At 55.6% G+C, this 25,915-nt stretch carries 23 protein-coding genes and 1 tRNA gene; 14 read left to right on the top strand and 10 right to left on the bottom strand.

What is annotated here, in order from left to right; translation table 11 throughout:
* Nucleotides 1-35 precede the first annotated feature (35 nt).
* From ACR0A1_RS12740 to ACR0A1_RS12710, 7 genes are all read right to left on the bottom strand, one after another.
* Complete coding sequence (locus ACR0A1_RS12740; RefSeq protein ID WP_480867782.1) at nucleotides 36-3,395, bottom strand: adenylate/guanylate cyclase domain-containing protein; 3,360 nt, start codon at nucleotides 3,393-3,395, stop codon at nucleotides 36-38.
* 208 nt (nucleotides 3,396-3,603) lie between these two features.
* Nucleotides 3,604-3,972 (bottom strand): putative quinol monooxygenase, encoded by a 369-nt coding sequence (locus ACR0A1_RS12735; protein WP_170561940.1) that lies wholly within the window; start codon nucleotides 3,970-3,972, stop codon nucleotides 3,604-3,606.
* Between the two features lie 331 nt (nucleotides 3,973-4,303).
* Entirely contained in the window at nucleotides 4,304-5,536 is a 1,233-nt protein-coding gene (locus tag ACR0A1_RS12730) for a Tm-1-like ATP-binding domain-containing protein (RefSeq protein ID WP_480867780.1), read from the bottom strand.
* Between the two features lie 73 nt (nucleotides 5,537-5,609).
* A complete protein-coding gene (locus tag ACR0A1_RS12725; protein ID WP_480867778.1) occupies nucleotides 5,610-7,094 on the bottom strand; it encodes an aldehyde dehydrogenase family protein in 1,485 nt (494 codons plus the stop codon).
* Nucleotides 7,095-7,099: 5 nt separating this feature from the next.
* Nucleotides 7,100-8,632, bottom strand: a complete 1,533-nt coding sequence (locus tag ACR0A1_RS12720; protein WP_170407148.1) for a tripartite tricarboxylate transporter permease — start codon at nucleotides 8,630-8,632, stop codon at nucleotides 7,100-7,102.
* Between the two features lie 10 nt (nucleotides 8,633-8,642).
* The gene (locus ACR0A1_RS12715; protein ID WP_170394014.1) at nucleotides 8,643-9,179 is read right to left on the bottom strand and encodes a tripartite tricarboxylate transporter TctB family protein; all 537 of its coding nucleotides are present in this window, start codon (nucleotides 9,177-9,179) and stop codon (nucleotides 8,643-8,645) included.
* Between the two features lie 62 nt (nucleotides 9,180-9,241).
* Entirely contained in the window at nucleotides 9,242-10,171 is a 930-nt protein-coding gene (locus ACR0A1_RS12710) for a tripartite tricarboxylate transporter substrate binding protein (protein ID WP_170394012.1), read from the bottom strand.
* 109 nt (nucleotides 10,172-10,280) lie between these two features.
* On the opposite strand from ACR0A1_RS12710, the gene ACR0A1_RS12705 reads away from it, so the two are divergent.
* Nucleotides 10,281-11,060, top strand: coding sequence for an IclR family transcriptional regulator (locus ACR0A1_RS12705; protein ID WP_170596484.1), 780 nt, complete (start codon nucleotides 10,281-10,283; stop codon nucleotides 11,058-11,060).
* 31 nt (nucleotides 11,061-11,091) lie between these two features.
* Nucleotides 11,092-12,444: an aminotransferase class III-fold pyridoxal phosphate-dependent enzyme gene (locus tag ACR0A1_RS12700; protein ID WP_480867775.1), complete on the top strand. Its 1,353-nt coding sequence runs from the start codon at nucleotides 11,092-11,094 to the stop codon at nucleotides 12,442-12,444.
* A 34-nt stretch (nucleotides 12,445-12,478) separates the two neighbouring features.
* On the opposite strand, the gene hpaR is transcribed toward ACR0A1_RS12700, so the two are convergent.
* Nucleotides 12,479-12,919, bottom strand: a complete 441-nt coding sequence (gene hpaR / locus ACR0A1_RS12695) for a homoprotocatechuate degradation operon regulator HpaR (RefSeq protein ID WP_170394006.1) — start codon at nucleotides 12,917-12,919, stop codon at nucleotides 12,479-12,481.
* 105 nt (nucleotides 12,920-13,024) lie between these two features.
* On the opposite strand from hpaR, the gene ACR0A1_RS12690 reads away from it, so the two are divergent.
* The 7 genes from ACR0A1_RS12690 (at nucleotide 13,025) to ACR0A1_RS12660 (ending at nucleotide 19,607) form a co-directional block, all read left to right on the top strand.
* Nucleotides 13,025-13,408 (top strand): 5-carboxymethyl-2-hydroxymuconate Delta-isomerase, encoded by a 384-nt coding sequence (locus tag ACR0A1_RS12690; protein WP_170394004.1) that lies wholly within the window; start codon nucleotides 13,025-13,027, stop codon nucleotides 13,406-13,408.
* Nucleotides 13,409-13,410: 2 nt separating this feature from the next.
* Nucleotides 13,411-14,922, top strand: a complete 1,512-nt coding sequence (gene hpaE / locus ACR0A1_RS12685; RefSeq protein ID WP_170509178.1) for a 5-carboxymethyl-2-hydroxymuconate semialdehyde dehydrogenase — start codon at nucleotides 13,411-13,413, stop codon at nucleotides 14,920-14,922.
* Between the two features lie 51 nt (nucleotides 14,923-14,973).
* Complete coding sequence (gene hpaD, locus ACR0A1_RS12680) at nucleotides 14,974-15,825, top strand: 3,4-dihydroxyphenylacetate 2,3-dioxygenase (protein WP_170561957.1); 852 nt, start codon at nucleotides 14,974-14,976, stop codon at nucleotides 15,823-15,825.
* Between the two features lie 12 nt (nucleotides 15,826-15,837).
* Nucleotides 15,838-16,821 (top strand): 3,4-dihydroxyphenylacetate 2,3-dioxygenase, encoded by a 984-nt coding sequence (hpaD, locus tag ACR0A1_RS12675; protein ID WP_480867772.1) that lies wholly within the window; start codon nucleotides 15,838-15,840, stop codon nucleotides 16,819-16,821.
* Between the two features lie 63 nt (nucleotides 16,822-16,884).
* Nucleotides 16,885-17,739: a fumarylacetoacetate hydrolase family protein gene (locus tag ACR0A1_RS12670; protein WP_480867770.1), complete on the top strand. Its 855-nt coding sequence runs from the start codon at nucleotides 16,885-16,887 to the stop codon at nucleotides 17,737-17,739.
* The gene (hpaH, locus tag ACR0A1_RS12665; RefSeq protein ID WP_480867768.1) at nucleotides 17,736-18,536 is read left to right on the top strand and encodes a 2-oxo-hept-4-ene-1,7-dioate hydratase; all 801 of its coding nucleotides are present in this window, start codon (nucleotides 17,736-17,738) and stop codon (nucleotides 18,534-18,536) included. Before ACR0A1_RS12670 ends, hpaH begins: the two co-directional genes overlap by 4 nt.
* 12 nt (nucleotides 18,537-18,548) lie before the next feature.
* Nucleotides 18,549-19,607 carry an aldolase/citrate lyase family protein gene (locus tag ACR0A1_RS12660; RefSeq protein WP_480751566.1) on the top strand — a complete coding sequence of 353 codons (1,059 nt, stop codon included), beginning with the start codon at nucleotides 18,549-18,551 and terminating at the stop codon, nucleotides 19,605-19,607.
* A 60-nt stretch (nucleotides 19,608-19,667) separates the two neighbouring features.
* Here ACR0A1_RS12660 and ACR0A1_RS12655 read toward each other — a convergent pair.
* Both ACR0A1_RS12655 and ACR0A1_RS12650 read right to left on the bottom strand, forming a co-directional pair.
* Nucleotides 19,668-19,744 (bottom strand) — tRNA-Pro (locus tag ACR0A1_RS12655).
* 126 nt (nucleotides 19,745-19,870) lie between these two features.
* Nucleotides 19,871-20,986, bottom strand: a complete 1,116-nt coding sequence (locus ACR0A1_RS12650; protein WP_480751569.1) for a THUMP domain-containing class I SAM-dependent RNA methyltransferase — start codon at nucleotides 20,984-20,986, stop codon at nucleotides 19,871-19,873.
* 299 nt (nucleotides 20,987-21,285) lie between these two features.
* Here ACR0A1_RS12650 and ACR0A1_RS12645 point away from each other — a divergent pair, with 299 nt between their 5' ends.
* From ACR0A1_RS12645 to nqrE, 5 genes are read left to right on the top strand one after another with little or no spacing between them, the layout of a single operon-like run.
* Nucleotides 21,286-22,629, top strand: coding sequence for a Na(+)-translocating NADH-quinone reductase subunit A (locus ACR0A1_RS12645; RefSeq protein WP_170561972.1), 1,344 nt, complete (start codon nucleotides 21,286-21,288; stop codon nucleotides 22,627-22,629).
* A 5-nt stretch (nucleotides 22,630-22,634) separates the two neighbouring features.
* On the top strand, nucleotides 22,635-23,843 hold the full coding sequence (locus tag ACR0A1_RS12640) for an NADH:ubiquinone reductase (Na(+)-transporting) subunit B (RefSeq protein WP_170393985.1): 1,209 nt from the start codon (nucleotides 22,635-22,637) through the stop codon (nucleotides 23,841-23,843).
* Nucleotides 23,836-24,651, top strand: a complete 816-nt coding sequence (locus ACR0A1_RS12635) for a Na(+)-translocating NADH-quinone reductase subunit C (protein WP_170732679.1) — start codon at nucleotides 23,836-23,838, stop codon at nucleotides 24,649-24,651. The genes ACR0A1_RS12640 and ACR0A1_RS12635 overlap by 8 nt, the downstream gene beginning before the upstream one ends.
* Nucleotides 24,651-25,304, top strand: coding sequence for an NADH:ubiquinone reductase (Na(+)-transporting) subunit D (locus tag ACR0A1_RS12630; protein ID WP_152460184.1), 654 nt, complete (start codon nucleotides 24,651-24,653; stop codon nucleotides 25,302-25,304). The genes ACR0A1_RS12635 and ACR0A1_RS12630 overlap by 1 nt, the downstream gene beginning before the upstream one ends.
* Complete coding sequence (gene nqrE / locus ACR0A1_RS12625; protein ID WP_050603817.1) at nucleotides 25,304-25,912, top strand: NADH:ubiquinone reductase (Na(+)-transporting) subunit E; 609 nt, start codon at nucleotides 25,304-25,306, stop codon at nucleotides 25,910-25,912. Before ACR0A1_RS12630 ends, nqrE begins: the two co-directional genes overlap by 1 nt.
* The last annotated feature ends 3 nt before the right edge of the window (nucleotides 25,913-25,915 follow it).

The following is a 25,915-nucleotide window of genomic DNA, read 5'->3' as shown; positions in this document are numbered from 1 at the left end:
TGTCCTCCCGACTGGCTTTGACTATCTCGTATTTTTCAAATGTCCTGTGATGAGCTCTCCGTTTTTGCAGTTCCAAGTTTATTCAGAATAGCGCGTGTCTCGGCCAAATCCGGACCATCGAACCCGGCGACTTCTTCAACCGCTTTTTTGATCCGGTTCAGGCAATCGGGGGGTGGATCAAGCTTTGCCAGCTCTTTGATCGTACGCAGCAGTGGACCAAAATGCCCGCGGTCCAGCGCCAAACTGACAGCCTGCTCGAAATGATCGATACACGCTTCTTCATGACCTTGGGCAAGCGACAGACGTCCTCTTAGCCGGGTCAAACCGACAATCCAGAATTGTTCCCCCCCACCCAACGTGATCTGCTCGGCTTCGTCCAAAAGCTCTTCTGCGAGTTCGAGATGTCCGTGCAGGATGGCCGCGTCTGCATAAAGATACAGAAAGAAACTCAACCCCAGCCGGCAGCCGGTATCCCGCCATTCCTGAAGACCAAGTTCGATTTCCTTCAGCGCGCCGTCGCCCAACTCGTTCCGGCGTGCCCATCCGTTCATGATCCGCGCCCATCCACGCCAGAACTGAAACGAGTACTCCTCTGACAGCGCAATCAGATTGGCCGAGCTTTCCAGTACAAGGTCTTCATCGCCGCGGAACTGCGAGATCCAACCCAGAAATGCATTTGCAAAGGATTGACTGAAGGGATGCGCTGTTTCTTCAGCGTGAAGCACGGCCTTTTCGATCGCTTCCAAAGCGCTTTTCGTGTCGCCCGACAACCAGCAAGACAGCGCACGATATCCCTGAAGCGCGACGGATAGATCAACGACGTCAAAATCCAGCCCCATGAACCGGTGCTCAAGCGACAGATTGACATCAATCCCTGCCTGCAGATGCGTTAGGGCGTCCTGCGGCTGGCCAAGATATGTCTGCAGCGAGCCAAGTGATCTCTCGGCGGATACAATGGCAAGAGGGCTTTTCAGATCCTGACAAAGCGACACCAGGCGATCCGCATTCTGTTTCGATACAGCATATTCGCCCCCCAGCATTGTCGATCGGAACTGGCCATAGACGACTTTGAACAACCGCTCTGTTTCGCCGTATTCACGACACAAATTTTGTGCCCGGGCATAGGCGGAAAGGACCGAATTGTGTGCGTATCCTCGTACAAACGCCAACGGAACCGCGATGGTGATTTGCAGATCAATCTCGCGCCGGTCGCGGTCTTGCGAAGCAGGCAGTTCCTGCAGACATTCCAGGGCATGTTGCAGATGGGTGATGGCCTCAACATTTGCAGAATGATCCAATGCCTGGCGCGCGGCCCGCATAAGGTTGAGCTCGGCCGCCAAATAATCACCGGCCCGCCAATAGTGATGGCCCAGAATCTCTGGCTCGTGTTTAACAATTTCCTTGTAGTTCTCTTCAAGAACCGCCGCGATTTGACCGTGCCATCTGGACGCTGTCGAACGCAGCATGGATTGATACGCCGCATCCTGTACCAAGGCGTGACGGAACCGGTATGTGTCTTCCACGCCTCTTAGCCCGGCGGGAACAATCAACTCTGTTTCAAGTAGCTGCTCCAGCGCTCTGGTGATTTCCTGGTCGCTCCATTTCAAAACGTAGCTAAGCAGGTTTCTTTCAAAGTTGCGCCCGATTGCAGCAGCGACCTGCACGATCTCGCGGCTGGCGGATAATCGGTCCAGCCTGGCCATCAAGGAATCCTGCAGAGACTCCGGAATCGCCATGGACAACTCGGCCTTACTTTGCCCCCGGCTTACCAGCAGACCGGATTCCATCGCCATTTTGGTCAGTTCTTCGACAAACAGCGGCACGCCATCGGTTCGGTCTGCCAACTGGGTCAGAACCTCATCCGAAGGCCGGATCCCCGAAATGCTTTCAACCAGTTTGAAGATATCGCGCCGGACCAGACGGTTCAGCTCCAAGGTGGTGACATGTGACTGGTTTCGCCAGGGTGACTGGAATTCACTGCGGGCGGTCATCAAGACCAGGCAGCGTCTACTTGATAGTTGTTCAACCCATCCGTCGACAAACTCAAGCGTGGAAGCATCGAACCAATGTACGTCGTCCAGCAACAACATCAGCGGTGAAGATTGTTCTAATCCTGCGCAAAGCCGCAGCAACGCTTCGATCAACGCACCCTTTTCCCGTTCAGGCGCCATTGGTTCAGCCGGGATTGAAGTGTCTTCCAGCGCCACTAGGCGCAGAATGGGCATAACACAGTCAGGATCATCGAGACCGAGTTCAGACAAAAACCCGATGATCTTAGCTCGGTTCTGTTCTGGAGTCTCATCAGGTGTCATTCCGGTCAACGCCGTAAGCGCGTTTTTTATCGGGTAAAATGCGCTGCTTTGATGAAGCGGTGAGCCGAACAGAATGAATTGCGACGCATCTTCTTCGGCCAGATCATCGCTCAACCCAAAGGCGATCTTAGACTTTCCGACACCCGCATCGCCGGTCAGCAACAGCACTTGCCCTTCACCTTCCAGCGCACCCTCCCACCGAGATCGGACCAAGGCAATTTCCGCCGTCCGACCGATGGTTGGTGTTTTGTCGTGTGAAAAGTCTTTGCGCCCCGTTTCGAACCCCAAAACCTTCTGCCGGGCCTCAAACAGCTCTAGCGGAGCGCTAATCCCTGCCAATTGCGGCGCGCCCAAAGACACAAAGTCGAGCCGTTCACCAATCAGGCGTCGCGTCACCTCGGAGATCACGACTTGCCCGACCTCGGCAACGGACTGAATACGGGCCGCCACGTTCGGTGTGTCTCCGAACAGCCACATCTTTTCGTCCAATGAAGAGCTGTTGGCGGTGCCAACAACAACGGGTCCAGTGTGAATTCCGATACGAACGTTGGTCGCAACCGGCTGGCTGGAAAATCCAACTTCAATACCCTCTGCCATCTGGGTAATTTCAAGCGCGCACAGCGCGGCCGAATAGTGACTCGCCTCTTGCGCGACGGGGTAACCAAAGACAGCTACAACACCATCACCCGCATAGTTTGCGATCTCACCGCCAAATTTCGCAACCGTGCTACCGACCAGATCGCGATATTGGGTGATAAGCTCACGATAGTCTTCGGGATCAAATTTTTCGGACAACGCGGTAGAACCAACCAGATCGCAGAACATGACGGTTAGTTGCCGTCGTTCCGCAACATTTTCGGGTGCGGGCGTTAGTGGCGGTGAATTGTCTGGCTCTGAGTTTTTGACCGACGCTGATCCGACCAAAGACGCACCGCAGGCCGTGCAGAACTTTGCCTTTCGCAAAGCTGGGGCTCCGCACGCTGTACACGTAAGGGACAGGGCGTTTCCACAGCTTTGGCAATATTTCGATCCGGCAGGATTGGCCGAACCACAATTTGGGCAATTAACGTCAGGACTTACCAAAATGGTCGCCTTCGTAAGTTTAGATAGATCAGGTCAAAATTAGAAACGATAGAACGAAATCACGGCTTCTTATAACATAATATCAACAATGCGTCGCCCAACAATTCCTGATGGATGAACCAGGCTGCAACTTTACCCGGCGCAAAGCCCCGTGGATCAACAAAATTACAGGGTTTCCTTGGGGCGGACGGGATCGCCCGACCTAGCTTTAGCCGTTGCTCGACCCAGCTTCGGGGCGTACGAATCCCTGAATGCGATCAACGTTCATGACCTGAAAGAATGGGCTCTTGCTCCCTGGGGCAGAAAGAAAAAGGTGACCACTTTTTTTCAGGAACTTCGAAAAGTCCGATCCTTTGCTCAGGTGTTTTTTAAATGCCTTTTCGTTTTTGTAGATTTCCACGAACACAATCTTATCGTCATCGCATGGCGGGACCGAGTCCGCGCCACCTGAGTGCACAAGGTAACCCCAGGTATCAGGTTCGTTTTTCTTGACGTCTCTAGCAAGCCGCCGGAGTGCAGCAATACCTTCGGACCGGGTTTCTGGGTTCAGATACCAAATCGCAATCGTGGTTAGCATTTCCTCGCTCCTTTCATGGGTTGGACCGATCGTCTAAATGCGGGTCCAACGGTTTGGTTGCCGCTCAATATTGGCAACGTCACCGGCGGAACGGGTCGCTAATCCTGGGCATTTGTTGAGTTCAATTCTTCACTTACTGCGCAGGTCTTTGGCTACCTTGAACCGGCGACACGGTTCCGCCGAAAAATAGTCTTTAACAAGTATCCAAGCGGTGATGGTTATGCATCCAGCTGCAAGTCGGCCGCACGTGGAAGAATGCGCCCGAACTCACCGCCACCGAGGCTGTGTTTGACCTGCGTGTATATCATAAAGACGGGCGTAAATCCCGAATTTATGTTGCGACCACGCCTTCTGCGACCCATTCATCGAACTGGGCCAATACATGATCGCAAAACGCGGCATCGTTGATATGTGCGTCTATTTCGGTCATAGGAACGCGCCCGGGCATGACTTTACGGGCCTCATCCATCATCTCGGCCAGGGCTTCGGGATCATACGCCTCTTCACCCTCCTTGTCCCAGGCTTCGACCCCGTGAACGGGCAGAAAAAAGTGAACCGGGCCAGTTGCGGCCTCCAATCGGTTGGCAAGCTCCCGCACCCAGGCACGGCGTTCATCGCCATTGAAGACCGAGCTTTTTATCAGGCGGTTGTGTTCATGAAATGGACGGTCGGCATACTGGTCAGGGATGTCCTGCCATCCGGCAAAGTCCAAAAGGTCCAGCGCGCCTGGCGCAACCAGCTGTGGTGTGCCCACACGCCCGGCATTTGTCACGCGATCCTCACCGCTGGAGATCACGGAACCCGCCATCAGGTTCCCGAATTCCTGCATGCAGAAGTCCATGACGCAGGCAAACGCCCCTTCACCCGCCAGTTTTTCGAAAGCCATGCCGCCCATTCCGGTGGAATGAAAAACGGCAACCTCGAACCCGCGCTCTTCCAGCGCTGGTTTGAGCGTTTTCATGTAGCGCAAACACGAGGATCCAAGACTGGTCATCCCAATCAGCGGTTTGCTGCGATCCGGTATTGTGGCAGCCTTTGTGGCACCAACAACAGCGCCGGCCGCTTGCGCAAGCGAAGACTGGCAGATCGAATTCATACCATAGAGCCCCCCGGCCCACAGGATCATCTGAATGTCCGGAGCCAGTCGGTGCGGCGGGATCAGCGGAGAAAAACTGACGGTCGACACGATGTATTTAGGCACCCCCATGGGCAAGGCCTGTGCACAGTCCAGGGCCAGATCGGTGCCCATAGTGCCCCCGGTCGCCAGCATCCCGTCAAATCGCCCATCCGCATAGGCTTGGGTAACGGCCTTTGAGGCACCGTCTGACATCACGCGAAAGGCTTTGTTCTCGTCCCCTTGTGCGATGACATCTTCGATGGTCATTCCAGCCGCTTGGGCGACGTCGTGCTTGGAGATGTCGGTTGGCTCCAAAGGGTCGCCCAATACCGAGACATCCATCGTCAACACATCCGCGCCCTGCGCCTTGATCGCCTGTTCGATGAACCGCATCTCGGGTTCCTTCGTGTCGTAGGTCCCAATCAGCAGGATTGTCTTTGTGGTCATTGGTTCCTCCTATTCATGCGACCTATGGGCCTCAGACAAAGCGGTGAAGACATGTCGTTCAGACGCCCCGCAGTCAGAGCTTTATCCAGGCGGTTTTCAATTCAAAGTACTTCTCAAGCGCGTGCAAAGATTTGTCATGCCCATTCCCGGATTGACCCACGCCCCCAAGCGGAACGGTCAGGTCCGAGCCGCCATAGGTGTTCACATGCATGACCCCGGTCCGCACTTCGGCCACCATGCGATGCGCGCGACTGAGGTTCGAGGTCCAGACTGCGCCTGCGAGCCCATAGACTGTGGCATTGGCAAGCCGGATCGCCTCGGCTTCGTCATTGAACGGGGTCACGGCCAAGACTGGGCCGAAGACTTCGTTCTGAAACAGATGATCCGTTTCTTTGACACCTGCCATAACTGTGGGGGACATATAGTAGCCCCCGGTTTCGGTCAGAATGCGGTTTCCGCCCGTACGACGTTCGGCACCTTCAGCTTCGGCCTTGGTAACGAACTCCAAATTGGCCTCTAACTCGGGCAGGCTGTGCACGGCACCAATCTGGCTGTTCAGGTTCAACGGATCACCAACGCGAAAGGCTGCGGCGTAGCGCGTGATCTCGGCGACAAAATCCTCGTAGATGTCCTGCTGCACCAGCAGGCGCGAGCCCGCGATACAGACCTGTCCGGAGTTGCGGAAAATCCCGGCAGCCGAGACCTTTGCAGCTTCCGCCAAATCGGGCGCGTCAGCGAAAACAATATTCGGAGACTTGCCACCCAATTCCAGATAGCAGCGTTTCAGATTGGACCGCGCCGAGTATTCCAGCAGTCGCCGACCTGTCGCGCCGGATCCTGTGAAGACCATGATGTCCACATCCATCGACAAGGCCAAAGTTTCCCCCACGACCGACCCGCGCCCGGTCACCACGTTGAAGACGCCATCCGGAACTCCGGCTTCGGCAGCCAGCTCAGCGATTTTAAGCAGGCTGAGCGATGCGCTTTCTGCAGGCTTCAAGACGATGGAGTTGCCCGCCGCAAGGGCAGGGGCGATTTTCCAACTGCCGATCATCAACGGGAAATTCCAAGGCACAATCGCCCCGACAACTCCGACAGGCGCATGATGTACGAGGCCAAGAACATCGTTGCTCGTCGGGGCAATCTGCCCGTAAATCTTGTCGATGGCTTCGGCATAGTAGCGGAAAGTGGCCGCAGCCGAGAGCGCCTCGGCCTTATAGGCCATATTGATCTCGGTTCCGTTGTCGCGTACGCCCAGCACCGCGATCTCAAGCGCGCGGGATTCGATCAGATCCGCCAGTTTCAGCAGAACCTTCTTGCGTCCTGCTGGAGCCATGCGCGACCACCGGCCATCCTCAAACGCTGCCCGCGCGGCATGTACCGCTGCATTAATATCCGCCGGGTTGCCCTCGGCGATTTGAGCGAGAGGCTGGCCGTCGATGGGCGACAGCACCTCATGCAGGGCGCCAGTTTCACCGGCACGGAAATCGCCATTGATAAAGTGTCCGCGTGGGGCAATCTCCTGCACGCGCAAGGCATCGATGGAAGACTGATCCATGAAAGCTATCCTTGTTGGTTCGGGTGGTCGGAATCCACGGCTGGGACATGGGGTTCGGGGCGTAGCTTGTTTTTGAACTCGTAGTACAGCGTGCGGAAATGCAGGATCAGGATCAGCACAATCAGGCCGAACAGAATGGCTGCGATGGGCCGGTCGATGAAGTCCAGCGGCGTCTTGACCCGAGCCATTGCGCTGCGAAGTTTGGTTTCCATGATTCCGCCCAAAACCATACCCAGGATGATTGGAACAATTGGCAGATCAAGCCGTTTGAGGATTAGGCCAAAGACACCAAACCCAGCAGCGATCGCGCAATCGGTGATCGAGTTGCGTAAACTATAAACCCCGACAAAGGCTAAGATCAGGATCATCACACCCAGGAAGCGTGTGGGAATCTGAATGATCTTAAGCAGCAGGTTTGTAGAAAACAGCAGAAAGACCAGAACGATCACATTCAGCAGGATCAGCGCCATATATAGGGCCATGACGAAATCCATCTGGTTCTCAAACAGTTGCGGGCCGGGGATCACGTTGTGAACATAGAAGACCGACAGCATCATCGCCGTAAGCGCTTCGCCGGGTATACCGAGGGCGAGTAGGGGGATCATCGCTGCCCCCGGCACGGCGTTGTTCGCGGCTTCGGATGCCACCAACCCTTCGGGCGAGCCATCGCCGAATTTGTCGGGATTTTTCGAGCTTTTCTGAGCATAGGTGTAGGACAGAAACTGCGAAGTGAACTCACCCGTTCCCGGCACCATGCCCATGAATACCCCGATGCTTGAAGAAACGGTAGCGATCCGTTTCAGGCCCAACAGTTCCTTCAAACCTGCAAAGATATTCCCGCTGACATGGGTGTCCTCTGGAGCGTGGTTCTTTTCCAACAGCAAAAGAAAAGCCTGGCTGAGCGCAAACAGGCCCAGCACAACCACGATCAGGTCAACGCCTGACGCCAGCCAACTTTGATCGAATGTATAGCGGCGCGTATATTTGACGGGCTCCAGCCCGACCGTGTTCAAAAAGACGCCAAATGCAGCAAGCATACCTGCTGCAAAGATCTGTCCTCGATGGGCTAAAACGACCAGAACAATACCTAGCAACGCGGCCAGAAAAATCTCGCGGCTGCCAAAATGCGGCGCGATCATGGCCAACACGGGCGAGAGGACCATCAGGCAGATGATGGCAAAGACCCCCCCGAAGAATGAAGCTGAATAAGCCAGCGATAACGCCCTGTGGCCTTGGCCGCGCTTGGTCATTGGATAGCCATCATAGGTCGTCAGCGCATTGACCGCCGTGCCGGGCGTGTTGATCAGGATGGCCGGGATCGCGCCGCCATACATGGATGATCCGTAAATACCCAACAACAAGGTCAGACCGACGATGGGCTCAAAGGCAAAGGTTGCGGGCAACAGGATGGCGATGGCAACGGCAGCGCCCACACCGGGCAGCGCGCCGATGATGACACCACCGATCGAGCCGATGAACAAGGCCACGATGACCTGCCATTGCAGCAGGATTGAAACACCGGACAGAAGGGTATCCATACGTGCCTCCCTACAAATACGTTAGCGCAAAGGCGCGGATCGAGTCGGGAAGGTATTCATAGACAGCCCCTGCCGGGATTTTGACTTGCAGAAACGCTCGGAACACGATGGTGACGACGAAGCCGAACAGGGCTGCGATGCCGATCGCGCCCGAGCCTCGAAACCCTGAACGCAGCGTCAGAAACACCGCGAACAACATGGTGGACGGCAGATAGCCAAGCTGTGGCACCAGTAGGACATAAATCAGGAAATAAGCCACATATTCCAGAGACCGGACCCAAAACCCGACCTCGGCCCAACGACCATCTATCCGATCGGATAAGGCAGAGCTGAGCCAATGCAAAAAGCTGAACAAGACCATGCACCACACGGCAACGGTGGGCCACAGACCGGGTTGAGCAAACCATTTGGTCCGTTTGACGACCTGCGTCTGCTCCCCAAGCTGAGACAGTAGAAACACCGAGAAAGCCAGGAACAATACGGCAAAGACAATATCACCCGGACGGCGATACCGTTTGAACATGTCCTGAAGCGTTCTTGCGATCATTTCATCCTCCCAGCCCTATGAAGAAGGCGCGGAAATCACTGCCCGCGCCTCGATCCGGGGTGTTACTCGCCTAGAATTTCTTCTATTTTGGCGAATGACGCTTTATCTTGCTCGATCTGTGCATTCGAAGCATCGGGATCCTGCCAATAGATCAGCGCACCGGTTTCTTCGGCAAGCTTTTTAGCCTTGTCCGATTGCAGTGCTTTTTGGGCTGCGGCGGTGATTTTTTCGCGAGCCTCGGGCGGCGTGTCTTTGTGAACAAACAATCCGTTCCACAGCGCCAATGGCAGGTCTGGGTTAAGCTCAACCACTGTCGGCGTATCCGGTACCAGAGCGATCCGGTCGCCGCCGATGCTGGCCAGCACGTTCACTTCATCCAGACAGGGCAGAATAAGCTGGAGCGTGGTGTTGATGACATCAACGTCACCGGACGCCAAGGTGTTGCAGTCCAGCGCATCGAACGCGGCTTCGCTGGCAAAGTCGAAACCGCTGCTGACAGCGGCGGCAAAAGTAACCTGCGTGGGTGGCAGAACCGAGCCAAAGTGGCCGAGTGCCACGTCGTTTGACTTGCCGTGTTCCACCAACTCATCCCAGCTTTGGAACGGGGCGTCTTTGCTCGATGCGATTACGAACGGGTAGGTCAGGAAGATGCCGATCGGTTCAAACGGGTTCGGGTTCAATTCAGGAATACCAATCTCGGGCCCGATGACCGGAACACCAATCACAAACGACCCGATCGTATAGCCATCCGCCGGTGCTGTGGCGACTTCGACTGCGCCGGGGAAAGGACCACCACCGCCGCCGGGCTTGTTCACAACAGCTGCCGGTACCCCGTACATCGCCTGAAATTCATCTGCGATCATTCTGGTCAGGACATCTTCAAGATCACCCGGAGGCCAAGGAACCACAAAGGATACCGGCTTTTCGGGGTATTCTGCCAAAGCGGCCGTTGCCGAGGCGGCCATCACGGCTGCCGCAATAAACTTTTTCATTTACACCTCCCAGTGGATGGTTCATTAATTGAACCGTGTTAACAATAATAATCTTGCTTTGTTAAGTTCATTCTGTCAAGGATAACCTCAGCGGAAGGAGGCAAAACACATGGGTGCCGCGCTTAATGCCCTAAAAATGCTGGACTTATTCTCAAATACGATGGCCGAAATTGGCCTGAGTCAGGCCGCGCGCCTGTCAGGGTTGAATAAGGCGACAGCCCTGCGTCACCTACGAGCGCTTGAAGAATTCGGGTTGATCGAACAAAACCCGCAGTCAAAGACATATACCATCGGACCAGCTGCGCTGCGGCTTGCGGCACTGCGCGAGATTGCCAAACCCGGCCTTGAAGGCGCGCGCCAAAAAATGCACTTGGCCATGCAGGAGGTTGGCGAAAGCCTGCACCTAACGCTGCTGGAACAGGGCAGCCTGCAAACCGCCATCGTGGTTGAGACAACCAAGCACAGCGTTCGCGTCAGCCTTGATCCAAGCGAGATAATCCCGGTCAACGCGACTGCGGCGGGTCTATGTATGCTCAGCTTTGGCCCACCTTTCCTGCTGGATCGTCTGGATCAGGAAGCGCAGGTACGTTTCACCGAATCCACCCTGACAGACCCGGATCTGATCAAGGAAAAAGTTGCTCTGATCCAGCGGGCTGGCTGGGCCAACAGCAACGGCAGCTACGAAGAAGGTGTTTTTGGTTTTGCAACGCCAATCTTTGGCATCGATCAAATCGCCCTTGGAACCATTTCGATCGCCGTGCCCGAGATTAGAGCCACTTATGAGCGCCTGCCCTTGATCCTGAAATCCCTTCAATCCCTCTCGCGCGATCTGACCGCAAATTTCGGCGGCCAAATGCCCGAGGCCTTTCCAACCGAGTTCCACCCATGAGCGAAAGTGGACAACCCCGGAGAACCGCAACATGAAAGACTCCAACTTTCTTAAGGAGAACAACGCCCGCCATTTCTGGCATCCGATGGCGCACCCGGCCGACAGCCGGAACAACCCTCCGACCATTCTGACCGGCGGGGAAGGGGTTAGCATCATCGATGTGGACGGGCACAAGGCCATCGACGCCGTAGGTGGCCTTTGGAACGTCAACCTGGGCTATTCTTGCGATCCGGTGAAACAGGCGATCGCCGACCAGCTATACGCCCTGCCTTATTATTCGACCTTCCGGGGCACGAGCAACGACAAGGCGATCGAGCTGTCTTACGAACTGGCGCAGTTCTTTGCCCCTGACGGGCTGACACGCGCCTTTTTCACCTCGGGCGGATCGGATTCTGTGGAAATCGCACTAAAGCTTGCGCGTCAGTTCCACAAAGTTCGGGGTGAGCCTGGTCGCACCAAGTTCATCAGCCTTAAGCAGGGATACCACGGCACCCATTTCGCTGCCGCTTCGGTTAACGGCAATCAGAAGTTCCGCGCCGTGTATGAACCCATGATGCCAGGCTGTTTTCATGTGCCTGCGCCTTGGACCTATCGCAACCCGTTTGACGAAACCGACCCTGAACGCCTGGCTCAGCTTTGCGTCAAAGCGCTTAAAGCCGAGATTGCGTTCCAAGGGGCCAACACGGTTGCCGCCTTCATCATGGAGCCGATTTTGGGCGCTGGCGGTGTAATTCCGCCGCACAAAAGCTTTATGCCCATGGTGCGTGAGGTTTGTTCGAAGAACGGTATTCTGCTGATCTCAGACGAAATCATCACGGCGTTTGGTCGAACCGGTAGTGAAAGCGGAGCGAGACATTGGGGCGTCCAGCCTGACATCATGACGACGGCCAAGGCGATCACCAATGGTTATTTCCCGTTTGGCGCCGCTATGATCTCGGGGGCAGTTGCCGAGGTATTTGAAAATGACACAACCGGGTTGGCATCCGTTGATCAGGGATACACCTATTCCGGTCACCCCGTCGGCGCGGCGGCGGCACTGGCGGCTCTTTCAGAAATCAATCGTCTGCGGATTTGGGAAAACGCTGCAGCACGCGGGGATGAGCTGTTCGAGGGCTTGAAGAAACTGGCTGAAAAGCACGAGGTGATCGGTGACGTCCGAGGGGGCGAGGGCCTTATGTGCGCGCTGGAGCTGGTCTCGGACCGCGCAACCAAAGCGCCGATTGCCAAACAACTGCCAATACAGGTGCAAAAGGCAGCTTATGAGGATGGTGTGATGGTGCGCGTATCTGGCAACAACATCATCATTTCCCCACCTCTGATTGTCACATCCGACGATGTTGCCAAGATCCTGTCAGCGCTGGATACAGGATTGTCGAGTTTGTAGTCGTCGCGCAGACCCCGCTTGCCAACTGGCGGGGTCAAACCTTAACAGCTTGCAGCTCTTCAAGTAGGTCCAGTAGCTCATCAAGCTTCTCTCGCCCCATCTGCGCCTCAATACTATTTGAAATGGCCAATGACGCTTGAAGGTTGTCTTTCAAAATCTGCCGACCCGCATCTGTAATCATCACCATCGTCCGCCTTTTATCCTGGCTGTCCTGACGACGTGTGACCTGCCCATCGGCTTCCATGCTGCGCAATATTCGCGTCAGGCTGGGCAGCAACAGACAAGCTTCTTTGGCGATAGCGCTTTGCTCGACCTCGCCAAGCTCATCCAGTACGCGCAGGACGCGCCATTTTTGCTCGGATATCTGGATGTCCTGCAGCATGTCCCTGATGGGGGCCATGATCGTTTCGCGGGCGCGCAATAATGCAATGGGAAGCGACCTTGAGGTGCTCTTGGTATGGCTTTGAGTGTTCATGCCGCCTTCTAGTGTGCTGCCCCAGGAAATGCAAAGATTAACAACGCAACTTCTTGACGGCATAACCTCATAATGCTAAACATGTTAATTAATAACGGAGGAATCATGCCGCATTTTCACGTCGAATATTCCTGGAATCTGGAAGACAGGATCGACATGGGCGGTCTGTGCGATTGCATCCGTGCAACGGCCGCTGAGATTGACACCTTTCCGCTAGCAGGCATTCGCGTCCGAGCGATCCGTGTTGATCACTATGCCATCGCAGACGGAAATCCAAAGCATGGGTTCATCGATATCTCGATCCGGCTGCGGGCCGGTCGTTCGCAGGCCGACAAGAAGGACGCAACGCAGCGCATCTTCGAGGCGGCCCGAACCTATCTGGAGCCCGCCATGAGCCAGCATTCCATCGCGCTGTCGCTTGAGATGCGCGACATCGATCCCGACCTCTCCCCCAAAACCGGCACGATCCGCGACCATCTGGAGGCCTGACCATGAGTGACCTGCACAAGAATATTGAACGGCTTGATGGTTTCCTTGCCCGTTTCAAGAGGACTGGGATAAAGAACCGGATCGCAGGAGAAGATCAAGATGGGTCAGCAGGGGTGTTTCAGTCGATCTCTCCGGTGGATAAATCGGTGATCTGCGACGTTGCCCATGGCACGGCGGAAGATATCGATACGGCGGCACAGGCCGCGCATAATGCCTTTGCAGACTGGCGCGACATGCCCGCTACGGAGCGCCGCCGGATATTGCTTAAAGTTGCAGATGGCATTGAGGCAAGAGCCGAAGAGATCGCGCTGTGCGAATGCTGGGATACCGGCCAGACCCTGCGCTTCATGTCCAAAGCCGCCCTGCGAGGGGCTGAGAATTTCCGCTATTTCGCCGATCAGGTGGTTCAGGCGCGGGATGGTCAACACCTGAAATCACCGACACTGATGAACATAACCACCCGCGTCCCAATCGGGCCCGTTGGTGTCATCACGCCGTGGAACACCCCGTTCATGCTGTCGACATGGAAGATCGCTCCGGCACTGGCCGCTGGCTGTACGGTCGTCCACAAACCGGCTGAAGATTCACCGCTGTCTGCGCGGCTATTGGTCGAAATCGCGGAAGAAGCCGGTCTGCCCAAGGGTGTGCTGAACACTGTCAACGGTTTTGGTCCAGACGCCGGTAAGCGGCTGACCGAACATCCATTGATCAAAGCCATTGCCTTTGTCGGTGAAAGCCGTACGGGCAGCATCATTACCAAGCAAGGCGCAGACACGCTGAAACGGATGCATCTGGAGTTGGGCGGTAAGAACCCGGTCATCGTCTTTGACGACGCCGACATGGATCGCGCGCTGGATGCGGTGATCTTCATGATCTATTCGATCAACGGCGAACGTTGCACGTCTTCTTCGCGGTTGCTGGTACAAGATACAATCAAGGAAGAGTTCGAAGCCAAGCTGATCGAGCGCGTGAACAATATCAAAGTCGGCCACCCGTTGGACCCTGCAACCGAGATTGGCCCTCTTGTAACGGAAGAGCATTACAACAAGGTCACTTCATACTTCGACATCGCCAAGGAAGACGGCGCGACTGTCGCGGCCGGTGGCGTCAAGGTGGGCGAAGAGGGGTACTTCGTACGGCCCACCCTGTTTACTAACGCTAACAATCAAATGCGCATCGCACGCGAGGAAATCTTTGGCCCTGTCCTGACCGTGATCCCGTTCTCGACTGAGGAGGAGGCGCTGCAGATCGCAAATGACACGCAATATGGTCTGACCGGCTATGTCTGGACCAACGATCTGACCCGTGCGTTACGTTTCACGGACAAGCTTGAGGCCGGAATGATCTGGGTGAACTCGGAAAACGTGCGCCATCTGCCCACACCGTTTGGCGGGGTCAAAGCATCCGGCATCGGGCGCGACGGCGGCGACTGGAGCTTTGAGTTCTACATGGAACAAAAGCATGTCGGCTTTGCCACAGGCCAGCACAAGATCATGCAGTTGGGTAAGCTATAGCGGCCCCTCAGACGACAAACGCGCGAAAAACCTTAACTCCAGGAGGAGATCATGGGAGAAATCGTTCTTGCCGCCAAAATGACCCATGTGCCGACTCTGCTCATGTCTGAGCAGGAAGGCCCGGTTAAGGGCAAACGCCAGCCTGCCATTGATGGTCACCGCAAAATCGCGCGCCGTGCAAAAGCGCTGGGGGCGACCACGGTGATCATCTGCGACACGCATTGGGTGATCAATGCCGGGTTTCACATCAACGCCAATGAAAAATTCGAAGGTCTGTTCACGTCGAACGAGTTCCCGCAGTTCATCCAGGACCTGCCCTATTCCTATGAGGGCAATCCTGAAATGGGTGATGCCATCGCAAAGATCGCGTCGGACAAAGGCGTCTACACTTTAGCGCATCACTTGGACAGTCTCGAACTGGAATACGGTACGCTGGTCCCGATGCGCTTCATGAGCCGCGAGCATGATATGAAAGTCGTCTCAGTCGCGGCCTGGGCCACGGTGCATAGCCATGACGAAAGCCGGGTCATTGGTGAGGCCATCCGTGAAGCGGTTGAGGCCAGCAATGAAAAGGTGCTGTTGGTCGCGTCAGGCTCGTTGTCGCACAAGATCTGGGCGAACAAGGATTATGCCGCCAATAACGGCACTTTCACCATCAGCTCGGAATTCAACCGTCAGATGGACTTGCATGTGCTCGAGATGTGGAAGAACGGCGACCACGCCACGTTCCTGAAAATGCTGGGCGACTATGCCAATTTCTGCTGCGGCGAAGGCTCGATGCATGACACGTCGATGCTCTACGGAGCGTTGGGTTGGGACGCCTATGACAAAAAATGCGAGGTTGTGACCGAGTATTTCCCAAGCTCCGGCACTGGTCAGACCAACGTCATCTTCCCCGTTTAACAGGAGGTTTCAATGCCCGTTCCAGCCCCCAACCTGTACCCCGACTTCAACACGATCCGGCTGAGCCATGTTTGCCTGAACGTCAGCGATCTTGTTGCTTCGCGCAAATTCTACTCGGAGATTCTGGGTTTGCAGGTCTCGGACGAAAGCGACACACATGTCTACCTGCGCGCTATGGAGGAACGTGGACATCACTGTGTGATCCTGCAGAAATCCGATCAGCCGGGCACCGTTGAAGTCATGGGTTTCAAAACCTTCGACGAGGATGATCTGGATCGGGCCGAGGCGTATTTTCAATCCAAAGGCCGACCGACCTCATGGGTTGATCGCCCCTATCAGGGCCGGACTCTGTTAACCTCGGACAATTTGGGCATACCGCTGGAGTTCTATCACAAGATGGATCGCCTGGAGCCGATCCATCAGAAATACGCGCTCTATCGTGGTGTGAAACCGCTGCGGATCGATCACTTCAACTGCTTCTCAACCAATGTCGATGACAGTGTCGCATTCTACAGTGATTTCGGGTTCCGCGTGACCGAGTATACGGAAGACGAAGACAGCAAGAAACTGTGGGCCGCGTGGATGCACCGCAAGGGTGGGGTGCATGATATGGCCTTCACCAATGGCAAAGGCCCACGGATGCACCACGTGGCCTTCTGGGTGCCAACACCGCTGAACATCATCGATTTGCTCGATCTAATGGCCACCACCGGCTATGTGGACAACATCGAACGCGGCCCGGGGCGACATGGTATTTCGAATGCTTTCTTCCTGTATATACTCGATCCCGACGGACACCGGATTGAGATTTATTGCTCGGATTATCAGACCGTTGACCCCGATCTGGAGCCGATCAAATGGGACCTGAAGGACCCGCAGCGTCAGACGCTCTGGGGCGCTCCGGCACCGCGCAGCTGGTTTGAACACGGCACATCCTTTGTCGGTGTGGATGTAAACGAGCCAGACCTGTCTGCGTCTCCCATCATCGCACCGTAAGCAAAGTATGCTTGATCTAAAACATCTTAGTATGGGCGGGTTCCATAACGCCGAGGAGGCCTGATGCGCATTGCAACCTACACTGCCAACGGTGAAACATTTTTTGGTGCGATCACTGATGAAGGCGCGGTCGCACTAAACAGCGAATTTGCCGAGTTCAAAAGCCTCTACGAGGTTGTCGCCGCTGGTGCGTTTGGCCAATTGGCCGAGGCTGCCGAAGGAAAGCCCGTAACCCACACGGATTTCACCTTTGAGATGGTGATGCCGGATGTCCGCCGTATTCTGTGCGTTGGCGTGAACTTTCCAGATCGCAACGCGGAATACAAAGATGGCAGTGCCCAGCCGAAATACATGTCGCTGTTTCCACGCTTCGCCAGTGGATTTACCGGCCATAATCGCCCTCTGATCCGCCCGCCCGAAAATCACACGCTGGATTACGAGGGTGAAGTGGCCATCGTGATCGGCAAAGCAGGCCGCCGGATTTCGCAGGACGATGCCTATGAGCATATCGCTGCCCTGACCCTGTGCAACGAAGGTACGATCCGCGATTGGGTTCGCCACGCCAAGTTCAACGTCACGCAAGGCAAGAACTGGGACAAATCGGGTGCCATCGGCCCTTGGCTGGTCCCGTTCACCGATGCCGCCCAACTGGACGACGCCCGCATTCAGACCCATGTGAATGGTGAATTGCGGCAGGACGATACGTTGAACCGAATGATGTTCCCGATCCGGCGTGAGATTGAATACATATCGACCTTCATGACGCTTCAACCGGGCGATATAATCGTCACCGGCACCCCAACCGGCGCAGGTGCACGATTTGATCCGCCAAAATACCTGGCCCCTGGCGATGTGGTTGAGGTATCCGTCGAAGGTATAGGCACCCTGAGCAACACCATCGAGGATGAGCAGATATGACCCCGGAAGACCACGCGCGCGCTGCCGCCGATCTGCTGAACGCGGAAAGGACGCGACAGCAGATCGGTCTACTGACATTGCGGTATCCCGAAATGGCGATGGATGACGCATATGAAGTGCAGAATGCCATCTATCGGGCCAAGCTGGCGGAAGGGCGCAAGGTCATCGGCTGGAAGATCGGGCTGACCTCGAAAGCGATGCAATATGCTTTGAATATCGACATTCCTGATAGTGGTATCCTGTTTGACAACATGGCCTTTGAAAATGGCGGGACCGTTCCCGCAGGTCGTTTCATCCAACCCCGGATCGAAGCCGAGATCGCCTTTGTCCTGAAGGAGGACATTGGTGGCGCGGATGTGAATCGCGATCAGGTTTTGCAAGCGACCGACTATGTTACTCCGTCCATTGAAATCCTCGACACTCGTATAAAGCGGGCAGACCCTGAGACTGGAAAGGCACGCACTGTATTCGACACGATCAGCGACAATGCTGCAAATGCCGGCATTGTACTAGGGGCGGAACGCCACCCAGCGGATGCGTTTGACCTGCGATGGGTAGGGGCCCTAACCTTCCGCAACGGTGAAATCGAGGAAACCGGCCTGGGTGCGGGCGTATTGAATGATCCGGTCGAAAGTGTGGTCTGGTTGGCCCGTCGCATGGCGCAATACGGCCAGAGCATTGAACCCGGCCACGTGATCCTGTCCGGCAGCTTCATTCGCCCGATCGAATGCCCATCGGGTGCGGAAATCCACGCCGATTTCGGATCGTTTGGATCCGTCGACATCAGTTTTGCCTAAAGGAGCAGCGACATGCCCGCACCAAAGAACACCTTTAAGGCCGCATTAAAGGCTGGAAAGCCTCAGGTCGGGTGCTGGATCGGAATGGCCGACGCATATGCAGCAGAAATTTCCGCGAACGCAGGGTTCGATTGGTTGTTGGTCGATGGCGAACACGCACCAAACGACCTGCGCTCGACCCTTGAACAGGTGCGAGTGATCGAAAGTTCGGGCAGCGCGCCCGTTGCACGTCTACCGATTGGTGAGACATGGATGATCAAGCAATATCTCGATGCGGGTATTCAGAGTATTCTGGTGCCGATGGTCGAAAGCGCTGATCAGGCGCGCGAACTGGTACGGGCGGTGCAATACCCCCCACACGGCGTGCGAGGTGTGGGATCATCCCTTGCACGGGCTTCGCAATTTGCCGAGATCCCGGACTACCTTGATACGGCGGATGAGCAGATTTGTCTGCTGGTACAGGTAGAGAACAACGCTGGCATGGCCGCTCTAGACGACATTCTGACAATTGATGGAGTAGACGGAGTTTTTATCGGACCTGCAGATCTGGCCGCCGACATGGGTCATATCGGCAACGCCGGGCATCCAGATGTTGTGGAGGCCATTGAAGACGCGCTGACCCGCATCGTCGCGGCAGGTAAAGCCGCGGGTATCCTAACACTGGACCCAGCAATGCAGCGTAGGTGCCTTGAGATCGGCGTGACCTTTCTGGCCACTGAAATTGACGTCACCCTTTTCGCAAAGAGTATGCGCGCAAAAGCGCAAAACGGCCTCGCGCTTTTGCCGCGACAAAACGCTATCGGATCGGCGACAACAGAAAATGCCAGCAAGTACTTACAGAAATTGTGCAAACATTGGTCACATAAGGGACAGGTCGAGTTCGATGCAAATACTGGAACCGTTTTTTTTGATAGTGGCAATGCCGTCGAACTAAAGGCGACGCCAGTAGCACTGGAAGTTCGCGCCTCGGCGCAGCCACGCGATGACCTGGACAGTTGGAAGACAGTGATTTCCGATCACCTGAAACGGTTTGCCTTTCGCGAAGAGTTTGAACTGAACTGGGATGACTAGCGACTTTTGCTAAGCTGGATATCGCAGAAAAACAAAGAGGCCCTTCAGGAACTTTGTTTTTGGTCGGAGTGAGAGGATTCGAACCTCCGACCCCTGCCTCCCGAAGACAGTGCTCTACCAGGCTGAGCTACACTCCGACCGTGGCGCGTGATCTATACCTCGTCATATCGATGTGCAAGAGGGATTTTGGGCGTACACACATATGTCGTCGCTGGATTCGAGGGGTGGTTTTAACCCTTCGCCCGATCTGCGAATTCGCTGAGTCACTGCAACGGATCGGTTCGATACAGTCGGATTTTTGTTCCGCCGTGATCAACGATTGGGCCGGGGGGAAGCATTGGCAATCGCGTTGCGCGGGCAAGTCCGGGTGTGGTGGTGATGATGCCGACACGCCATCGCTGGAAACGACTGGATAATACCTTGCCTAAACTGCCATAGAGCGACCGCAGGCGCTTTTCATCACCGATGCGTGCCCCGTAGGGCGGATTGACGATGACCAGCCCAGCTGGGCCTTCTGGCGGCTTGATATCACTGACCGAACAGTGCTGAAATCGGGTGGCATGATCCACTTGTGCCTGTCGGGCGTTAGAGCGTGAAGCATCGACTGCGCCTGTATTGCGATCTGAGCCAAAGAATCTCAGCTCCGTTTCGGGTCGACCGGTACGAGTGCGCATTTTTTGCCAGACATCTGGATCGAAGCTTGCCAAATCTTCGAATGCGAACTGACGTGAGCGGCCTGGGGGCAGACCAAGTGCAATTTCAGCCGCTTCGATAACGAATGTTCCAGAGCCACACATCGGGTCCAGAACCGGTTCAGACCCGTCAAACCCACACTCACGCAGGAACATCGAAGCCATTGTTTCCCGCATCGGGGCCTTGGCGACTGCAGGCTTATGACCGCGCTTGTGCAAGAGCTCGCCGGATGTGTCGACGGAGATCGTGCATATGTCTTTTTCGATTCGTAGCAGTACGCGGACTTTGCCATCGAGTAAGATTGAGGTGCCGAGCCCCTCGGATATGGCTTGTTCGATGCGCTGTCGCGCCGCTCCTGCATGATAGATACGAGATTTACGGCAGGTTGCTTCGACCTTCACGGGAATGTCTGGCCTGAGATAACTCGCCCACGGGAATTTTCGGGCGCGCTTGTCCAATTGCGCCAAATGCACGGCGGGGAAACTGCCCAGTCGCACCAGAACCTTGTTGGCACCGCGCAATTCCAGATTGGCGCGCCAGACTTCCGGCCAATCGCCACGGCACACGACACCACCTGGAACGATCCTGGCGCCTGAGAATCCGCGCTCGATGGCCTCGGCACACAAAGGCGTTTCGAGCCCTGGAGTGGCAATCAGAAAAATCTCGAATTTATCATTGTTGTCCATTGTGGTTGCTTACACCGGTTGATCAGCCTGTGCGACACGCAAATTAAATGGGCAAATTGTTCTGAACGACCGTAAGCTCAAAAGAATGTGACATTCCTTTTCGATTTTGGGCGGTAACAGGTTTGCGTTTGCACTCATCCCCGCGTAAAGGACCCGTGATCGGAAATACGCCTGCGGATTCTGGTCGGATAATGGCGCTTTCGCGACCGGACAGACGGGAAATTTCGTGTTATTTCCTGGCATCATTGTAAGATGGCGCGCAGCAGGCGCAGGACAAAGGCTTGGAAGAACGTAGCAACATGCAAACTTTCAAACTAAAAAAAGGGTTGGATTTGCCGGTTGAAGGCGCGCCCGAACAGAAAATCCAGCCGGGGCCTGAATTCTCGTCGGTTGCCGTTCTGGGCAGTGATTATATCGGATTAAAGCCCAAGATGCTGGTGCAAGAGGGCGACGCGGTCCAGCGAGGAACGCCGTTATTCTGCCACAAGGATGCGCCCGACGCGATGATGGTCGCGCCGCTGACTGGCAAGGTCGTGGCAATTAATCGCGGGGCGCGACGTGTATTGCAGAGCGTGGTGATCGAGGTTTCGGATGCCAATGACGCCGGCATAGATTTCTCGGGCACCGGCGATGCCGAGACTGCCGAAGGTGTTACGGCTAAGCTCTGCGCGGCCGGGCTGTGGACTTCTTTCCGGACACGTCCTTATTCAAAGATGCCCGAACCAGGCTCCAAGCCTACAGCAATCTTCGTGACAGCCATGGACAGCGATCCACTGGCAGGTGATGCGGCATTGGTTATTGCGGATGCGGGCGAGGCATTTGCGGCTGGTCTCGCAGCTGTCTCAAACCTGACCGACGGCAAGACTTATCTGTGCCAGCAAGAGGGGGCATCCATCCCCGGTTCCGATCTGCCAGGTATAGAAGCAGCTGCGTTTTCCGGCCCACACCCCTCGGGCCTTGCTGGAACTCATATTCACTTCCTTGAGCCGCTGGGAGGGGACAAGCAGGTTTGGACCATTGGCTACCAGGACGTGATCGCGATCGGTCGTCTGATGCAGACCGGTCATCTGGATACAAACATCGTGATTGCTCTGTCTGGACCGGGCGCGCGCCAACCGCGCCTGATCCGCACCGTGATGGGCGCGTCGACGGATGACCTGACCCGGGATGAAGTGAACGTCGACGGGATCGCGCGGATCATCTCGGGGTCGATCTTGTCGGGGCAGCATGCCGATGGTCCGACCGCCTATCTGGGCCGTTTTGCGCGACAGATCAGCATTATTCGCGAAGATCATGATCAGCACACACTGGGCTGGATTCTTCCTATGCCTTCGAAATATGCGGTACAGCCTGTTTTGGGATCGGCTTTTGCCAAGAAGCTCTATTCATTCACGTCTAACCTGAATGGTGGTCGCCGCGCGATGGTGCCGACGGGTGTATTCGAAGAGCTTATGCCCCAGGATTATCTGCCGACGCAATTGCTGCGGGCGCTATTGGTGATGGACACCGACACCGCGCAGGCGCTGGGTGCACTGGAACTGGACGAAGAAGACCTGGGCCTTGTGGGCTTTGCCTGCCCTGCGAAATATGAATATGGGCTGGCGCTGCGCGACTGCCTCACCAAGATTGAAAAGGAGGGCTGATCCACATGGGTTTGCGCAGCTTCTTCGATCGGATCGAGCCGAACTTTACCAAGGGCGGCAAGTACGAAAAATATTTCCCCATCTACGAGATGGTGGAAAGTTTTATCTACACTCCGAAAACCGTCACGACCGTCGCGCCGCATGCGCGCTCTTACGTGGATATGAAGCGGATCATGACCTATGTCGTGATTGCTACGATCCCCGCAATCCTCTGGGGGATGTATAACACTGGCTATCAGGCAAACTCGGCCATCGCTACGTTGGGACCGGATTCGGCAACAGGCTGGCGGATTGCGATCCTGCAGGTGTTCGGCATCTCGCTGAACCCTGACAGCATTTTCGCCAATGTGATGCATGGATTGATGTATTTCCTTCCGATCTACATCACCACACTGGTTGCGGGCGGTATTTTTGAGGTCATCTTCGCCACTGTACGCGGCCATGAGGTCAACGAGGGTTTTCTAGTAACCTCGATGCTTTACACCCTGATTATGCCTGCGACAGCGCCATTGTGGCAGGTCGCGTTAGGCATCATTTTCGGTGTCGTGATCGGTAAGGAAGTATTTGGTGGCACGGGCAAGAACTTCCTCAACCCCGCGCTGGTCGGGCGTGCTTTCCTATATTTCGCCTATCCCGCGCAAATGTCGGGGGATTCAGTCTGGACCCCGGTGGACGGATTTTCCGGTGCGACTGCATTGGGCATCTCCGCTGCTGAAGGCGTTCAGGCACTGGCGGCCGACGGGATCACCTGGGCCAATGCGTTCTTCGGGCAAATTCAGGGTAGCTTTGGAGAGACATCGACGCTGGCTTGCATGATCGGCCTGGCCTTCCTGCTGACGACCAAGATTGCCAATTATCGCCTGATTGTGGGCTGTCTTGCGGGCACCATAGGCTTCACGCTTCTGCTGAATCTGATCGGATCGGACACAAATCCGATGTTCGCGATGCCTTGGTACTGGCATATCGTTCTTGGGGGCTACGCCTTTGGTCTGGCGTTCATGGTAACTGAGCCCGTTTCGGCCAGCCACACCAATATGGGCCGCTACATCTATGGCGCGCTGATTGGTATCATGGTTGTGATGATCCGCGTCATTAACCCCGCTTTCCCAGAAGGTATGATGCTGGCAATCTTGTTCGGAAACGTTTTTGCGCCGCTGATCGACTATTTCGTCGTCCAGGCAAACATCAAACGGAGGGCGCGTCGCCATGTCTGATACGCAATCCAATGAACCCAAGGGAGCGATTGCCAAGTTTTTGGCTGCTTCGCCGGATTCGGTTGGCAAGACTATCTTTGTTGCCGTTGCCGTCTGCCTTGTAGCCTCGATGGTCGTGTCTGCTGCTGCGGTCAGCCTGCGCCCGGTGCAGGAAATCAACCGTTTGAAGGATAAGCAAGTCAACGTTCTGCAAGTTGCCGGCATCTACGAACCAGGCATTGATGTGACCGAGGCATTCGCTGCGTTTGAACCGCATGTACTGGAATTGTCTACAGGTGAATTCGTTGACGATCAGTTCGACGCGACCACCTTCGATGATATCGCTGCTGCCAGCGATCCAGAACTGAGCGTCGCTTTGAACGATGACCCGGCTGGGATCGGGCGCAAGTCCAAGTACCGCGTGATCTATCTGCTGCGTGATGATGCAGGCGCGCTCGACAAGGTAATCCTGCCGCTTCACGGTTATGGCCTGTGGTCCACGCTTTATGGTTTCATCGCGCTGGAAAACAACGGCAACGATATCTACGGCCTGCAGTTCTATCAGCACGGTGAGACACCGGGCCTTGGCGCCGAGGTGGACAATCCTCGCTGGAAGGCGCTGTGGAATGGCAAAAAGCTGCGCGATGATGCAGGCGATCTGCAAATCACCGTTGCCAAGTCGCAACCCGCAGCAGGTCCTGATTTCTATGTCGATGCGCTGGCAGGCGCGACGCTGACTTCGGTTGGTGTCGATAACCTGGTGAAATTCTGGATGGGCGACGCGGGCTATGCTCCGTTCCTGGCCAAACTGCAAGCAGGAGAGCTTTGATGTCTCAGACCAAGAAAGAGATGCTGGTCGACCCGCTTGTCGACAACAACCCGATCACGCTGCAGGTGCTGGGCATCTGTTCGGCGCTGGCGGTGACCTCGTCGTTACAGGTATCGATGGTGATGGCGCTGGCGGTGATCTTCGTGACCTCGTTCTCGTCCTTCTTTATCTCGTGCCTGCGAAACCAAATCCCGGGTTCGATCCGGATCATCGTGCAGATGGTTATCATTGCCTCACTGGTGATCCTGGTGGACCAGATCCTCAAGGCTTATGCATTTGAGATTTCCAAGACGCTGTCGGTTTTCGTGGGCCTGATCATCACCAACTGCATCGTGATGGGCCGCGCCGAGGCCTTTGCGATGAAGAACCCTCCTGTCGCGTCATTCATCGACGGTATGGGTAACGGAATGGGCTATGGACTGATCCTGCTGCTGGTAGGTTTCATTCGTGAGTTATTCGGGGCCGGGTCATTGTTCGGCGTCACCATTCTGGAGACCGTCAACAATGGCGGCTGGTATGTGCCCAACGGCATGCTGCTACTGCCGCCGTCGGCTTTCTTCATCATCGGTCTGATCATCTGGGCCTTCCGCACATGGAAGCCGAACCAGGTGGAAGAGCGTGAATACAAAATCCAGCAGGTAGAGGCCCACTGATGGAAGGTCTGATTTCACTGGCCGTAAAGGCCATCTTTGTCGAAAACCTTGCGCTCAGCTTCTTTCTGGGGATGTGTACCTTCATCGCTGTTTCGAAGAAGATTTCAACTGCGCTGGGTCTGGGCATCTCGGTCATGGTGGTGCAAGCCATCACCGTGCCTGCCAACAATCTGCTGCTGAACTATCTGCTGAAACCAGGTGCTCTGGCTTGGGCGGGTTTCCCGGATGTGGACCTGACCTTCCTTGGACTGATCTCGTATATCGGCGTGATTGCGGCGATGGTTCAGATCCTAGAGATGGTGCTGGATAAGTACTTCCCCCCGCTCTACAACGCGCTGGGGATTTTCCTGCCGCTGATCACAGTGAACTGCGCCATTTTGGGTGGTTCACTGTTCATGGTGGAACGTGACTACAATTTTGCCGAAGCGGCGACTTACGGTCTGTCCTCTGGCTTTGGCTGGGCTCTGGCGATTACCGCGATGGCGGGTGTTCGGGAAAAGCTGAAGTATTCGGACATTCCCGATGGTCTGCAAGGCCTGGGCATCACTTTCATCACCGCTGGACTGATGGCGATGGCCTTCATGTCCTTCTCGGGCGTGAAACTGTAAGGA

Source organism: Ruegeria sp. D6 (genome assembly GCF_056534365.1).
The sequence above is the reverse complement of the archived record's forward strand: the minus strand, read 5'-3'. Positions and strand labels throughout refer to the sequence as shown.

What these genes read in the sequence shown, in the direction of transcription:
- ACR0A1_RS12735 (WP_170561940.1), bottom strand. Translation starts at nt 3,972, where the DNA reads ATGCTAACCACGATTGCGATTTGGTATCTGAACCCAGAAACCCGGTCC.
- ACR0A1_RS12730 (WP_480867780.1), bottom strand. Translation starts at nt 5,536, where the DNA reads ATGACCACAAAGACAATCCTGCTGATTGGGACCTACGACACGAAGGAA.
- ACR0A1_RS12725 (WP_480867778.1), bottom strand. Translation starts at nt 7,094, where the DNA reads ATGGATCAGTCTTCCATCGATGCCTTGCGCGTGCAGGAGATTGCCCCA.
- ACR0A1_RS12720 (WP_170407148.1), bottom strand. Translation starts at nt 8,632, where the DNA reads ATGGATACCCTTCTGTCCGGTGTTTCAATCCTGCTGCAATGGCAGGTC.
- ACR0A1_RS12715 (WP_170394014.1), bottom strand. Translation starts at nt 9,179, where the DNA reads ATGATCGCAAGAACGCTTCAGGACATGTTCAAACGGTATCGCCGTCCG.
- ACR0A1_RS12710 (WP_170394012.1), bottom strand. Translation starts at nt 10,171, where the DNA reads ATGAAAAAGTTTATTGCGGCAGCCGTGATGGCCGCCTCGGCAACGGCC.
- ACR0A1_RS12705 (WP_170596484.1), top strand. Translation starts at nt 10,281, where the DNA reads ATGGGTGCCGCGCTTAATGCCCTAAAAATGCTGGACTTATTCTCAAAT.
- ACR0A1_RS12700 (WP_480867775.1), top strand. Translation starts at nt 11,092, where the DNA reads ATGAAAGACTCCAACTTTCTTAAGGAGAACAACGCCCGCCATTTCTGG.
- hpaR (WP_170394006.1), bottom strand. Translation starts at nt 12,919, where the DNA reads ATGAACACTCAAAGCCATACCAAGAGCACCTCAAGGTCGCTTCCCATT.
- ACR0A1_RS12690 (WP_170394004.1), top strand. Translation starts at nt 13,025, where the DNA reads ATGCCGCATTTTCACGTCGAATATTCCTGGAATCTGGAAGACAGGATC.
- hpaE (WP_170509178.1), top strand. Translation starts at nt 13,411, where the DNA reads ATGAGTGACCTGCACAAGAATATTGAACGGCTTGATGGTTTCCTTGCC.
- hpaD (WP_170561957.1), top strand. Translation starts at nt 14,974, where the DNA reads ATGGGAGAAATCGTTCTTGCCGCCAAAATGACCCATGTGCCGACTCTG.
- hpaD (WP_480867772.1), top strand. Translation starts at nt 15,838, where the DNA reads ATGCCCGTTCCAGCCCCCAACCTGTACCCCGACTTCAACACGATCCGG.
- ACR0A1_RS12670 (WP_480867770.1), top strand. Translation starts at nt 16,885, where the DNA reads ATGCGCATTGCAACCTACACTGCCAACGGTGAAACATTTTTTGGTGCG.
- hpaH (WP_480867768.1), top strand. Translation starts at nt 17,736, where the DNA reads ATGACCCCGGAAGACCACGCGCGCGCTGCCGCCGATCTGCTGAACGCG.
- ACR0A1_RS12660 (WP_480751566.1), top strand. Translation starts at nt 18,549, where the DNA reads ATGCCCGCACCAAAGAACACCTTTAAGGCCGCATTAAAGGCTGGAAAG.
- ACR0A1_RS12650 (WP_480751569.1), bottom strand. Translation starts at nt 20,986, where the DNA reads ATGGACAACAATGATAAATTCGAGATTTTTCTGATTGCCACTCCAGGG.
- ACR0A1_RS12645 (WP_170561972.1), top strand. Translation starts at nt 21,286, where the DNA reads ATGCAAACTTTCAAACTAAAAAAAGGGTTGGATTTGCCGGTTGAAGGC.
- ACR0A1_RS12640 (WP_170393985.1), top strand. Translation starts at nt 22,635, where the DNA reads ATGGGTTTGCGCAGCTTCTTCGATCGGATCGAGCCGAACTTTACCAAG.
- ACR0A1_RS12635 (WP_170732679.1), top strand. Translation starts at nt 23,836, where the DNA reads ATGTCTGATACGCAATCCAATGAACCCAAGGGAGCGATTGCCAAGTTT.
- ACR0A1_RS12630 (WP_152460184.1), top strand. Translation starts at nt 24,651, where the DNA reads ATGTCTCAGACCAAGAAAGAGATGCTGGTCGACCCGCTTGTCGACAAC.
- nqrE (WP_050603817.1), top strand. Translation starts at nt 25,304, where the DNA reads ATGGAAGGTCTGATTTCACTGGCCGTAAAGGCCATCTTTGTCGAAAAC.